We start from the raw sequence: 11,389 nt of genomic DNA on the forward strand, positions 1-11,389 counted from the left end.
CTGTGGCTGCGGAGGAGCCGACGCCGCAGCCGATCAACGCTGTACCGCTGCGGCACCCGTGGCGATGGGTGGCGGCGGCGGTCATCCTCGCCCTCCTCGGCCTGTTCCTGTGGGGCGCCAAAACCAATCCGGTGTACCACTGGGACACCTATCGCAAATTCCTCTTCGACCCAACGGTTGCCGAGGGCGCGTGGTACACCCTCCAGCTGACCATCTATTCAATGGCGATCGCCGTTGTGCTGGGTGTCGCCCTGGCAGTCATGCGGTTATCACCGAACTATGTCCTCAGATCGGTCGCTTGGGGGTACATCTGGATTTTCCGAGGCACCCCCGTGTACGTCCAACTGGTGTTCTGGGGGCTGTTTCCCGTCCTGTACCCAAACCTGCAGTTCGGAATCCCTTGGGGCCCAACATTTGTCCACCTCCACATCGCCGGTCTCGCGTTGTTCTTCCAGATGGCGCTGATCGGACTTGCTCTCAACGAAGCCGCCTACATGGCCGAAATCATGAGGGCCGGAATCAGTTCCGTGCCAGAGGGCCAGACAGAAGCGTCGATGGCTCTCGGCATGTCATGGTGGATGACGATGCGGCGCACCATTCTTCCGCAAGCCATGCGGGTGATCATTCCGCCGACCGGCAACGAGGTCATCAGCATGCTCAAGACCACATCGCTGGTGGCCGCGGTGCCGTTCTCGCTCGAGCTTTATGGCCGTGCGCATGACATCGGCGTCCGGCTGTACCAGCCGATCCCATTGCTGCTGGTCGCCTCCACCTGGTACTTGGCAATCACCAGCGTGCTGATGGTGGGCCAGTACTACCTCGAGAAGTACTTCTCCCGAGGTGCGTCGCGGAAGCTGACGTCCAAGCAGCTGGAGAACCTGGCGAAGGCACAGGGTGTCACCGAGGAGCATCTGTGACGGCGATGGTTGTCGCCGAACAGGTGTGCAAGAACTTTGGCGCCCTGAAGGTGCTGAAGGGTGTCACGCTCACGGTTGAGCGTGGTCAGGTGTTGTGCATCATCGGGCCCTCGGGCTCCGGAAAGTCGACGTTCCTGAGGTGCATCAATCACCTCGAAACCGTCAACGCCGGCCGCCTGTACGTCGACGGCGAACTCGTCGGTTACCGCGAGCGGCGGGGCAAGCTGTACGAGTTGCCGCCGCGTGACGCTGCACGGCAACGCCGCGACGTCGGTATGGTGTTCCAGCACTTCAACCTATTCCCACACCGCACAGCACTTTCCAACATCACAGAAGCGCCCGTCCACGTGAAGAAGGGCAAGCGATCCGCGGCCCGCGAGACGGCTCGTGAGCTGTTGACGCAGGTGGGGATGTCGGAAAAGTCGGATGCCTACCCCGCGCAGTTGTCAGGTGGTCAGCAGCAGCGCGTGGCGATCGCGCGGGCGCTCGCGATGGACCCCAAGCTCATGCTCTTCGACGAGCCGACATCCGCGCTTGATCCCGAACTGGTCGGCGATGTCCTCGCGGTGATGCGCGACCTCGCGCGCGCAGGCATGACCATGGTGGTGGTGACCCACGAGATGGGTTTCGCCCGCGAGGTTGCCGATCAGCTGGTGTTCATGGACGACGGAGTGATCGTCGAGAGCGGCAATCCCCGCGAAGTGCTCAGTAAGCCTAAACACCAACGCACGCAAGAGTTTTTGTCGAAGCTGCTCTAGTTCGCTCAGGCCTTCGTGCCGGCGTTGACGCACGCCATCTGCACGTCTGTGGTGTTGTTGTTCAGGTCAGTCGCCGCTGCGTTGATCGCGTCGACGGGGGCGTGTACCCCCATGAGGATCAGCAGCCTGGTGGCTCCGCCCGACCACGCATTCATCGGACCGGCGATCTCGGGGGCCAGCCCCGGGGTCCCCGCCGCCTCCATCGCGTTTGCGGCAGCGGCGCGCAGCGCCGTCCGGCCCGTCACATTGCTGTCGGAGACGATGGGATCTCCGTAGTTCGGCGGAGCGTCACCGGCGATGTTGTTGGCGAAATCCGAATAGTTGGTGGCCGCGACGTCCAGTCCGGCGGCGAACTGCTGACACGCCACCACTGCCTCCGGCGTAGCGTCGCCCGAGCCTGGCGAACTGAATGTTGCCTGAGCCGGCACCCGTACCTCGGACCCGGCGCCCGGATCGGCGTCGTCGGCGGGATCGGCAGATGCGGCGGGGGCGAATCCCAGCCCGATGCCGAAGATGACAAGTGAGGTCGCCAAGGCGCGACCGTACGTATGTGTCGTCATGATGCTGCCCAAGATAGTTGATGCCTCCCCGGCATGAGTTGAACTCCCCGCGGCCGAATGGTCGTCGCGGAGGTTGTCTGGCACCTGAACGCATTTTGAACGCGCGGTGTCCGCAGCCGGGCCATCGAGTTCACTAACCTAAGAAAATGACTGCGTAAGCCTAAGAAACTGTACGTCGAACCTGTGGGGGGCCGATGCCGGGCCGTGACCTACCGCGCGACCCGAGAGCATGCAAGATCCCTGATTAGATAGAAATCGCGGGTCAACTGTTGTGGTGTTGTTTACCGTTTAGACACCTGTGCATCTAATGATCCACGGGAACAGTTTCTTAGTAACGGACACGAGAGGCGCCATCACACGATGCTGAACCGTTTCGCCCCCTTGGCTGCTGCTTGCTTCTTGCTCCCGGTAGGTTCGGCGCCACTGGCGATGGCCGACCCCGACCCAGCCCCCGCGCCAGTGCCCGTCTCAGAGCCGCCGAACGGCCCGATGCCGTCGTCGCCTCCAGGCGTTTTGAAGACCCCGGACGGCTGGACGCTCAACGTCACCGGCAGTAAGGAGTCGATGGAGCCGGTTGCCCCGTTGACCACCGCGCTGTCCTCGCGTGAGTACCTCGTCGACGGCACATTCACCGGCACGGTCACCGGCGGCGGTGGCACAAAGCTGGGCGGCGGCACGCTGGAGGCCGGCTACTACATCGGCTGCGGCATCGTCGGCGGCCCGGTCGAGCTTCTCGGCGGCGTCGGCATCACCCCCACGCTCACCGGCCTCGGGCCCGGCCTGGCCCTCGGCGGCCAGTACGGTGGCACCCTTCTGCAGGGCCAGATCAAGGTCGGTCTGAAGCCCGGCACCGTCACGATCGTCCCGGTCGACAAGAAGTCGTTCAAGGGCACCAGCTCGCGCGTCACGATCACCGGATTCCGCGTCAAAGTGGACGGCTGCGTCGGCCAATCCTTCATCCGCTCGTACGCAACTCTGACCAGCTCGACCGAGAACACGGACGACGTCGTCACCTACATGGGTGTGACGAAGGCCGTATAACCCCTTGATCATCCGACCAGACAGTTCCCTTGAATACAGAACACGAGAGGCGCCTTCACGCATGATGAACCGTTTTGCCACCCTGGCAGCTGTCTGCACCTTCATTTCTGTAGGCGCGGCGCCGCTCGCTTCAGCCGACCCAGATCCCGACGCCGGCCCTCCGCCGGACACCGGCGCGGTCGGGTCCGAGGTCCCGGGCATCGCGAACTCCCCGGACGGCTGGACGCTGAACGTCGTCGGCAAGGACGAGTCGCAGCTCGCGATCCCGCCACTGACCACTGCGCTGTCTTCCCGTGAATACCTCGCCGGCGGCACGTTCACCGGCACGGTGACGGGCGGCGGCAAGGGCACCCTGACGGGTGGCACGCTGGAAGCCGGCTACCAGATCGGCTGCGGCATCTCGCTGAACACGGTCAAGCTGAACGGCTCGATCGGCCTTGGCATTACGACGACGGCGATCGGCAACATCCCGACCGGCCTGACGTTCCCGATTCAGGGCCAGATCGAGGTGCACCCGCAGCCCGGTGAGGTCATCAACGTCTCGGTGGACAAGAAGTCCTACAAGAAGGCGCCGGTGCGCGTCACGCTTCGCGACATCCACATCAAGATCGACGGTTGCGTCGGCCAGTCGTTCCTGCGGTCCTACGCCGTGTTGACGAGCTCGACCGCCGACAATGACGACATCGTCGCGTACTACGGCGTCGTCAAGGTCGTCTAGATCGTGGGTCGCGGAAAGACCTGGGAAGCAAGAGAAGTAGTCGCGGGCGCGGCGATTTTGGGGTCGTTGGTCGCCGGGGCACTGGCCTCGGCGGCCACGGCCGCCGCCGACACCCCGCCTGATGTGCCCAACCCGGGAATTCCGGAAGGCACGGAAGTGCTCGCCGGTGGAAACGGCGCGCAGTACGTGCCTTCGGCCCCACCGGCGGGCGTCGACCCTCAGGTGAACATCCTTCAGGGTTTGGCCCAGAACGGCGGTGGCGCAGGCCCGATCGCCGGGCTGCAGTCGTTCCCCGACACCTCGGGCTCGACGGCGAATGAGTATGTGCTGTCGCAGAATTCGGTACCACAGGCGCCGGGAGGCCCAGCTGGCGCTCCGGTCAACCTGAACCCGCTGTTCAACCAGTACCTTCTGCCGCAGTACGAGAGGCCTTCTGTCCCCGGACAAGGACCGGTGAGGGACTACGCACCCGGCGAAGAGAATGCGGTCATCGCGCCGGGTGACTATATGCACCGGTTGTGGGGCCAGTTCCAGTCGGGCGATTACAAGGGCGGCCTGCTCGGCCAGATGCCGCACGAGCAGCTCGCCGAGCCGTTGCCGGGGACAGCGCCGCCGCCGGGCACGACCCTCCCGGTGGGTGAGGGGCAGAATCTCCCCGATTCAGCGTGGGCGCCGCCACCGCCAGCGCCGCTGCCGCCCGGGGCAGTTCCACCCGCCCCGCCGGCCGGCTGAACAGCCCGCGTACTAGCTGCCGGCCTACGCCGGGAGGAACGCCGGTTTCTCGGCGGGGTCGTCGTCGCGCTGAGCGTCGAGGAACCAGGTGCGCATCACGCCCTTGCCTTTGACTTCGACGTCTCCGCGATGCTCGAAATGGAAGGTGTCCGTGAGGCGCTCGTATACCTGGTGGGGGACCTGAATCCTGCCCTCGACGCCGGTGGACTCCATCCGTGAGGCGACGTTCACCGCGTCCCCCCACACGTCGTAGAAGAACCGGCGGGTGCCTACCACTCCCGCAACCACCGGACCCACGCCGATCCCGATCCGCACCGGAACCGCTTGTCCGACTTGATCTTCCAGGCCTTGGATCACGTGAGCCATGTTCAGTGCGAGGCACGCCAGCGCCTCGAGGTGATCGTGACGGGGTTCGGGGACACCGCTGACCACGATGTAGCAGTCGCCACTCGTCTTGATCTTCTCCAGGCCGTGCTTTTCGACTAGCCGGTCGAACTCGGAGTAGAGCCGATTCAGGAACTCGACTAGGTCGGCGGGTGTCGACTCGCTGGCCCGGGCGGTGTAGCCGGCGATGTCGGCGAACAGGACCGAGGCATCGTCGTATTTGTCGGCGATGATCGTGGTGGCAGGGTTCTTCAGCCGGGTCGCGATGGTGGCGGGCAGGATGTTCGCGAGCAAGGACTCAGAGCGGTAGTACTCCTCTTCCATTGCCTCCTCGGCGCGTTCGATCTCTCGCAGCGCGTACCAGACCGTCGCGACGACCATTACGCATGCCGAAACGACCGACACGACGAAGCCGACCGGAATCGCCCAGGGCGGCTGAAGACCGGTGTCGACTGGCACGGTGAATTGCAGCGTGATGACGATGGCCGCGCCGATCGCCACGAGCGTGCACGCAAGCAGGATGTGCTCGATGCCCAACACGAGGACGGCCACGGTGGCAGCGACGAGGAAGTAGAACTGTAGACCAGAGCCCGTTCCGACGCTCCACGTCACGATCGTGAGCGAGACGTACGAGGTGATGATCAGCACCAGCGCGGAGAACATCTCACCGTACTTGTGCAGCACGGGAATACAAAAGAAGATGGCGGCGGCGATGAGATTGATCAGCGAGATCCGCCATAGTTCGGGCTCGGTGACGATCTGCATGACCGAGAAGCTGGTGCTGACGACGGCGGCGATCCCGGCGGTGATGTTGAGGACCTTGCGGCTGCGCCTCGCGCGATCGGCATAGTGCCGGTTGCGAGCCTCGGTCTGCGGGCGAAGGCGCATCGGCGGACCACAGAAGGTCCGTGCGATCGGGCCTGCTGCCGACTCGTTCACCTCGGCGGCCATCGTTAGAGCTTAATCCGTTCGGCCGTCAGATTTATTCCCGGCCACCGCCTGGCCGAATTGTCAGTCAGGCCGCTTCTAGCCTCGTCACCTGGCGTTGAAGAGTTCGACTAAGCCCGTCATGTCTTGTTCTTGGGCTTGTCGAAGCCGAAGCCGTCGGGCGCTGTCGTGATGTTGGAGGCGCCGGGGTCCGCCTGCACAGCCTCGGCTGTGATCAAGATGCCCCGGTAGTAGCCGACGGCGGATAACTCCCATTTGTACGCGAAGCAGGTCATCGTCATCTTGGCATTCATGCCCGCCGAGACTAAGTCCCAGTGCCCCGGCCCCGTCATCGTGCTGGGTGGCGTGCGGAGTTTGGAACGATGCACCACGCGGGTAGCAGATAAGAGGCCGGGGGGCAGGGATTGCTCGGTCCTGGCCAAGAGCCGTTACGAACCCGGACACGATCACTAAATCAGCCTGGGTTGTTCACACGGGTGCGCTGGTGTCCATCGTCACGTGATTTTGCCCGGATGTGGTGACGCCGGTAGCCGTTTGCGGCTTGGCGTTCGGTGTTGACTTTGGCGCGGCGGCCGCTGTCTCCTGCCTGATCTTCCGCTTGTAGGTCGTCGGGGTCGGTGGCTTGTGTGCGTGTGACTCCGCGGCTGGCGATGTTCACGCGGTGGTCTGCGAAAGATGCGTGGCCGGTGCAGCCGGGTGGTCGAGTTGGCATTGGTAGCCGTCGCGTTCTAGTGCGGCGGCGCGGGCTTTGCGGCCGCCGCGGGTGGAGCCTTGTCCCCATGTGGTCATGGTGTGTCCTGTCTGTCTGTGGTTTGGGTTTGGTTTGGGGCATTGCCTTTTGGGTAATTAAGCCGTTGGCGGCGTTCGTCGCTCCCCCAGTCCGAGACCGTGACTGGCAGGGAATCTCATTAGAAATTGGGGGAATACGACCATGCACAAAATTCTTGCTACTTCGCTCACCTTGGTGGGGTTGATGTTCGGCGGCATGGGTGTGGCTAACGCCACTCCGGTCGCGGATGCACCGGCTGCGCCGGTAGCGACGTCGACGACGACGCTCGCAGCGGACAACGACAACGATGACAGCGGAAACAATGGGTTGTGGGGTCTTGCTGGCCTGCTCGGTTTAGCGGGTCTGGCGGGGCTGCGGCGGCGCAACGACGCGAATGGGGCTCGCGGGTCTGCGCCTGGCGGAACAGTTCCCCCGCGCGTCTAGCGTTTGACGGGTCCTCCGCCGAAGTGCCGTGTCCTTCGGCGGAGGACTCCCATCATGAGCCACCACGGTGGCGTCTTGTTGGATGTCGAAGATGCTGTGCGGCTGCGGGATTCCCCACACGATGCCGTCCGCGATGGCCGGGCGTCGAGGACCGCTGGACCAAGACTGTCCGCGACGAGAACGGCAACACCCAGACGGTGCCGAGCGTGAACCACGGCAAGGGAAGTCGTTGGCGGGCAAGGTATGTCGATGACCAGGGCCGTGAGCATGTCAAAGGGTTCGCACGGAAGACCGACGCGCAACATTGGCTGAACAAGCAAGTGTCCGATCAGGTGACCGGCACATGGACCGACCCGAAACAAGACGGCGGTGCTGACGCTGGACCGTTACGGCCATTTGTTCCCCGACGATTTGGGCCGGATTGCGGACGCTTTCGACGACGCGGCTGAAATTACTGCGCACGCTCTGCGGACGGTTCCCCGGTTAGCCGCTGTGCCACTGACCAAAATAGCGGGTGAGCTGCTGTGACGAGTGCCCTCGGTGAGATTCGAACTCACACTGTACGGGTTTTGAATCCGTTTCCTCTGCCAGTTGGGATACGAGGGCGAGCAGCACTCCACGATAGAGGATGCGCATGCCGAGCCCCGAGGTCGCCGCGCGTCGCGAGTCACGACACAATGGCAGCCATGACCGAGTCACCGGCGGATGCGCCGACACCGCGCCGCGTCCTCATCGCCGAAGATGAGGCGCTCATCCGGCTCGACTTGGCTGAAATGCTCAAAGAAGAAGGGTATGAGGTCGTGGGCCAGGCCTGCGACGGGCAAGAGGCCGTGGAGCTTGCTGAGTCGCTGCGGCCCGACCTGGTGATCATGGACGTGAAGATGCCGCGGCGCGACGGCATCGACGCGGCGGCGGAAATCGCCTCGAAGCGGATCGCGCCGATCGTCGTGCTCACCGCGTTTAGCCAGCGCGAGCTGGTGGAACGTGCCCGTGAGGCCGGCGCGATGGCGTACCTGGTCAAGCCCTTCTCGGCCACCGACCTCGTGCCCGCAATCGAGGTCGCCGTGAGCCGCTTCAGCGAGATCACCGAACTGGAGCGCGAGGTCGCCTCGCTGTCCGACCGGCTGGAGACCCGCAAGCTCGTCGAACGGGCCAAAGGCTTGTTGCAGGGCAAGCAGGGGATGACCGAACCCGAGGCGTTCCGGTGGATCCAGCGGGCGGCGATGGACCGCCGCACCACGATGAAGCGTGTCGCCGAAGTGGTGCTTGAGACGCTGGACACGCCGAAGGACGCGCCGTCGGCCGGATAGGCCGAATATGCGCCGAGACGCGCTTTTGGTTGGTCAACACCGCGCAGTGTCGCGCTCAGTTGGCTATGTTCTACCGAGGGCGCGGACACGCTGGGTGGTCGCTGAGCGCTTGCGCGCCGCCGAACAGGAATCTGATCTGGAGGTGACACGTGCGCGGTCACGTGATGCGGAGTGCTGTTGTTGTGGGTGCGGTCGGACTGCTCGCCGTGGGCATGACCGGATGCGGCAAACAAAGTCAGGGCAACAACAGCAGCAGCAGTGGCCCCACCAGTAGCAGTAGCGGTGGCACTCAGAGTTCAGGGAACGGTCAGCTGAAGATCGTGCAGCAGGTCCAGATCGATGAGAACGGCGGCGAGGTCAAGAGCGAGACCGGCGCGACTGCGGCCGACCCCGCCGGCGACGGGAAGGCCACCTGTCAGCCGGTCGCTCTCGCGATGGCCGGCGCACTGACGGGGCCGGACTCGGCACTGGGTATCAACATCATCAACGGCGTAAAGCTGGCGGTCGACAAGCACAACTCGGCCAATCCCGGTTGCCAGGTCCAGCTGAAGAGTTTCGATACGGAAGGCCTTCCGGATAAGGCCAGTGGCATTGCGCCGCAGATCGTCTCGGACCCGAGCATCGTCGGTCTCGTCGGCCCTGCGTTCTCCGGTGAGACGAAGGCAACAGGCAGCGTTTTCAACGACAACGGCTTGGTGGCGGCGACCGCTTCGGCAACCAATGTCACGCTCTCCGCGAACGGTTGGAAGACCTTCTTCCGGGGGCTTGCCAATGACGGCGTGCAAGGTCCGTCGGTAGCGAATTACCTCAAGAACACGTTGGCGTTCAAGAAGATCTGTGTCGTCGACGACGGGTCGGAATACGGTCTGGGCTTGGCGCAGGCCGTACGTCAGACGCTGGGCCCGGTCGCAGACTCCGGCTGCAACATCTCGGTCAAGAAAGAGGATAGGGACTTGTCGGCGACCGTCACGCAGATCAAGGGCATCGCGCCGGACGCCATCTTCTACAGCGGTTATTACTCGCAGGCCGCGCCGTTTGTTCAGCAGCTTCGCAACGGGGAGGTGACCGCGGCATTCGTCAGCGCCGACGGCACCAAGGACCCCGAGTTCGTCAAGCAGGCCGGAGAGTCGTCGAAGGATGCGATTCTGTCCTGCCCATGCGGCCCCGCAACCGGCACTTTCGCGGACGAGTACACGAAGAAGTTCAACCAGGAACCCGGTACCTACAGCACCGAAGGGTATGACCTCGGGACGATCATGCTGAAGGGAATCGACTCGGGGAAGGTCACCCGAGCCGACCTGCTGGATTTCGTCAAGACGTACAACGGCCAGGGAGTGGCCCGCAAGTACCAGTGGTCAGATACGGGGGAGCTCACCACCACCCTGATCTGGATCTACAAGGTCCAGTAATCGCGTCGGCGAGCTTCACGTAAACCGGATGCACGGGGAGTCCGCCGGCCAATGATCCAAGAGTGCGTCGCTGCGTACACCTGCTCGGCCGCCAACATCCACTTCAATCTGGAAGGGCTTCGACGCGGCTTCTGGCAGCTGACAGTCGACGGCCTGTCCTGGGGTGCGATCTACGCCTTGGTGGCGGTTGGCTACACCTTGGTGTTCGGCGTACTTCGCCTGATCAACTTTGCGCACTCGGAAATCTTCATGCTGGGCATGTTCGGCGCCTACTTCTGCCTCAACATGATCCTGGGTTTCGACCCGAGCGGAAATGCATATCAGAAGGGCACCGTTCTGACGGTTTTCTACCTGTGCGTCGCGATGCTGTTCGCGATGCTGGTGTCCGGCGGCGCCGCCATGGGACTCGAAGCGGTGGCGTACCGGCCGCTTCGCCGCCGCAATGCCCGTCCTTTGACCTTCTTGATCACAGCGATCGGAATGTCTTTCGTATTGCAGGAATTCGTACATTTCATTCTGCCGAAGATCCTCGACGGATACGGCGGAAACAACGCGCAGCAGCCGATCGTGCTGGTGCGACCCAAGACTCAGTTCACAATATTCGGTGCCACCGTCACCAACACCACGCTCGTCATCATCTTCGCGGCGATCGCGTTCGCGGTGCTGACCGACCTGGCGATCACCCGCACGAAGCTCGGCCGCGGGATCCGCGCCGTCGCCCAAGACCCAACCACCGCAACGCTGATGGGAGTCTCCCGCGAGCGGATCATCCTCACCACATTCCTGATCGGCGGTTTGCTCGCCGGCGCGGCGGCGCTGCTGTACACGCTGAAGCTGCCGCAGGGAGTCATCTACTACGGGGGATTTGTCCTCGGCATCAAGGCCTTCTCGGCGGCCGTTCTCGGCGGGATCGGCAATCTTCGCGGCGCACTGCTCGGCGGTCTGCTCCTGGGTGTCATGGAGAACTACGGGCAGGCGGTCTTCGGGACCCAGTGGCGTGACGTGGTGGCGTTCGTGTTGTTGGTTCTCGTCCTGCTCTTCCGTCCCACCGGAATACTGGGCGAAAGTCTCGGAAGGGCGCGTGCGTGATGACTCATCGCGACGACGACAGGGTCCGGAGCCGAGAACGCTTACGTCAAGCACTGCTCGCGCCAGGTGATGCGCTACGAGAGCGCTGGGCCCGGCTGTCCCGCGTCCAGAAATGGGGCTTCGGGGTCGTCGCCTTCGGCCTTCTTGCGTTATTACCCTTGTACACACCAAGTTTTGTGAACACGCCGGGCACTAGCTTTGGTGTCACGATGGCGCAGTTCGCCATGGTCGCAATCATCGCGATCGGGCTCAATGTCGTTGTGGGACAAGCTGGTTTGCTCGACCTCGGTTACGTCGGCTTCTACGCGGT

Annotated in this window: 14 protein-coding genes, 1 tRNA gene and 2 pseudogenes; 11 read left to right on the forward strand and 6 right to left on the reverse strand. The window is 63.6% G+C overall.

Going from position 1 to position 11,389, the window contains the following annotated elements; genetic code table 11:
- Positions 1-2: 2 nt before the first annotated feature.
- Together QOH60_RS19940 and QOH60_RS19945 are read left to right on the forward strand one after the other, a co-directional pair.
- Positions 3-917, forward strand: a complete 915-nt coding sequence (locus tag QOH60_RS19940) for an amino acid ABC transporter permease (RefSeq protein ID WP_526423572.1) — start codon at positions 3-5, stop codon at positions 915-917.
- Positions 918-922: 5 nt separating this feature from the next.
- Entirely contained in the window at positions 923-1,675 is a 753-nt protein-coding gene (locus QOH60_RS19945; RefSeq protein ID WP_526423604.1) for an amino acid ABC transporter ATP-binding protein, read from the forward strand.
- 5 nt (positions 1,676-1,680) lie between these two features.
- On the opposite strand, the gene QOH60_RS19950 is transcribed toward QOH60_RS19945, so the two are convergent.
- The gene (locus QOH60_RS19950) at positions 1,681-2,208 is read right to left on the reverse strand and encodes an Rv2240c family protein (RefSeq protein ID WP_526423574.1); all 528 of its coding nucleotides are present in this window, start codon (positions 2,206-2,208) and stop codon (positions 1,681-1,683) included.
- A gap of 387 nt (positions 2,209-2,595) precedes the next feature.
- On the opposite strand from QOH60_RS19950, the gene QOH60_RS19955 reads away from it, so the two are divergent.
- From QOH60_RS19955 to QOH60_RS19965, 3 genes are all read left to right on the forward strand, one after another.
- A complete protein-coding gene (locus tag QOH60_RS19955) occupies positions 2,596-3,276 on the forward strand; it encodes an MspA family porin (protein ID WP_526423576.1) in 681 nt (226 codons plus the stop codon).
- A 61-nt stretch (positions 3,277-3,337) separates the two neighbouring features.
- Positions 3,338-3,994 carry an MspA family porin gene (locus QOH60_RS19960; protein WP_526423578.1) on the forward strand — a complete coding sequence of 219 codons (657 nt, stop codon included), beginning with the start codon at positions 3,338-3,340 and terminating at the stop codon, positions 3,992-3,994.
- A 3-nt stretch (positions 3,995-3,997) separates the two neighbouring features.
- Positions 3,998-4,726 (forward strand): hypothetical protein, encoded by a 729-nt coding sequence (locus QOH60_RS19965; protein ID WP_526423580.1) that lies wholly within the window; start codon positions 3,998-4,000, stop codon positions 4,724-4,726.
- 24 nt (positions 4,727-4,750) lie between these two features.
- On the opposite strand, the gene QOH60_RS19970 is transcribed toward QOH60_RS19965, so the two are convergent.
- The 3 genes from QOH60_RS19970 to QOH60_RS19980 all read right to left on the reverse strand — a co-directional run bounded on the left by QOH60_RS19970 (position 4,751) and on the right by QOH60_RS19980 (position 6,847).
- Positions 4,751-6,061: an adenylate/guanylate cyclase domain-containing protein gene (locus QOH60_RS19970; RefSeq protein WP_526423582.1), complete on the reverse strand. Its 1,311-nt coding sequence runs from the start codon at positions 6,059-6,061 to the stop codon at positions 4,751-4,753.
- A 116-nt stretch (positions 6,062-6,177) separates the two neighbouring features.
- On the reverse strand, positions 6,178-6,351 hold the full coding sequence (locus QOH60_RS19975; protein WP_526423584.1) for a hypothetical protein: 174 nt from the start codon (positions 6,349-6,351) through the stop codon (positions 6,178-6,180).
- A gap of 361 nt (positions 6,352-6,712) precedes the next feature.
- Positions 6,713-6,847 carry a hypothetical protein gene (locus QOH60_RS19980; RefSeq protein ID WP_526423586.1) on the reverse strand — a complete coding sequence of 45 codons (135 nt, stop codon included), beginning with the start codon at positions 6,845-6,847 and terminating at the stop codon, positions 6,713-6,715.
- Between the two features lie 142 nt (positions 6,848-6,989).
- Between QOH60_RS19980 and QOH60_RS19985 the strand changes: the two genes are divergently transcribed.
- Both QOH60_RS19985 and QOH60_RS19990 read left to right on the forward strand, forming a co-directional pair.
- On the forward strand, positions 6,990-7,271 hold the full coding sequence (locus QOH60_RS19985) for a WGxxGxxG family protein (protein ID WP_526423588.1): 282 nt from the start codon (positions 6,990-6,992) through the stop codon (positions 7,269-7,271).
- 206 nt (positions 7,272-7,477) lie between these two features.
- Positions 7,478-7,720 carry a hypothetical protein gene (locus tag QOH60_RS19990; RefSeq protein WP_526423590.1) on the forward strand — a complete coding sequence of 81 codons (243 nt, stop codon included), beginning with the start codon at positions 7,478-7,480 and terminating at the stop codon, positions 7,718-7,720.
- A gap of 34 nt (positions 7,721-7,754) precedes the next feature.
- Here the strand turns inward: QOH60_RS19990 and QOH60_RS19995 are convergent.
- Together QOH60_RS19995 and QOH60_RS20000 are read right to left on the reverse strand one after the other, a co-directional pair.
- A pseudogene (locus tag QOH60_RS19995) lies at positions 7,755-7,829 on the reverse strand (hypothetical protein); the annotation flags it as partial.
- Positions 7,804-7,877: transfer RNA gene (locus QOH60_RS20000), tRNA-Leu, on the reverse strand. The pseudogene QOH60_RS19995 and the gene QOH60_RS20000, both read right to left, overlap by 26 nt.
- An 80-nt stretch (positions 7,878-7,957) precedes the next feature.
- On the opposite strand from QOH60_RS20000, the gene QOH60_RS20005 reads away from it, so the two are divergent.
- The 4 genes and pseudogenes from QOH60_RS20005 to QOH60_RS20020 form a co-directional block, all read left to right on the forward strand.
- Positions 7,958-8,581, forward strand: a complete 624-nt coding sequence (locus QOH60_RS20005; RefSeq protein ID WP_526423592.1) for a two-component system response regulator PdtaR — start codon at positions 7,958-7,960, stop codon at positions 8,579-8,581.
- Between the two features lie 149 nt (positions 8,582-8,730).
- Entirely contained in the window at positions 8,731-9,990 is a 1,260-nt protein-coding gene (locus tag QOH60_RS20010; protein ID WP_526423594.1) for a branched-chain amino acid ABC transporter substrate-binding protein, read from the forward strand.
- Between the two features lie 51 nt (positions 9,991-10,041).
- Positions 10,042-11,079, forward strand: coding sequence for a branched-chain amino acid ABC transporter permease (locus QOH60_RS20015; protein ID WP_526423596.1), 1,038 nt, complete (start codon positions 10,042-10,044; stop codon positions 11,077-11,079).
- A pseudogene (locus QOH60_RS20020) lies at positions 11,079-11,389 on the forward strand (branched-chain amino acid ABC transporter permease); the annotation flags it as partial. The gene QOH60_RS20015 and the pseudogene QOH60_RS20020, both read left to right, overlap by 1 nt.

The sequence above is a fragment of the Mycobacterium sp. genome (assembly GCF_032159765.1).
In the GTDB taxonomy this organism is placed as follows: domain Bacteria; phylum Actinomycetota; class Actinomycetes; order Mycobacteriales; family Mycobacteriaceae; genus Mycobacterium.

Coding starts and splice junctions, on each gene's coding strand:
- QOH60_RS19985 (WP_526423588.1), top strand. CDS start 6,990: ATGCACAAAATTCTTGCTACTTCGCTCACCTTGGTGGGGTTGATGTTC.
- QOH60_RS19980 (WP_526423586.1), bottom strand. CDS start 6,847: ATGACCACATGGGGACAAGGCTCCACCCGCGGCGGCCGCAAAGCCCGC.
- QOH60_RS19945 (WP_526423604.1), top strand. CDS start 923: ATGGTTGTCGCCGAACAGGTGTGCAAGAACTTTGGCGCCCTGAAGGTG.
- QOH60_RS20015 (WP_526423596.1), top strand. CDS start 10,042: ATGATCCAAGAGTGCGTCGCTGCGTACACCTGCTCGGCCGCCAACATC.
- QOH60_RS19975 (WP_526423584.1), bottom strand. CDS start 6,351: ATGAATGCCAAGATGACGATGACCTGCTTCGCGTACAAATGGGAGTTA.
- QOH60_RS19955 (WP_526423576.1), top strand. CDS start 2,596: ATGCTGAACCGTTTCGCCCCCTTGGCTGCTGCTTGCTTCTTGCTCCCG.
- QOH60_RS20005 (WP_526423592.1), top strand. CDS start 7,958: ATGACCGAGTCACCGGCGGATGCGCCGACACCGCGCCGCGTCCTCATC.
- QOH60_RS19960 (WP_526423578.1), top strand. CDS start 3,338: ATGATGAACCGTTTTGCCACCCTGGCAGCTGTCTGCACCTTCATTTCT.
- QOH60_RS19970 (WP_526423582.1), bottom strand. CDS start 6,061: ATGGCCGCCGAGGTGAACGAGTCGGCAGCAGGCCCGATCGCACGGACC.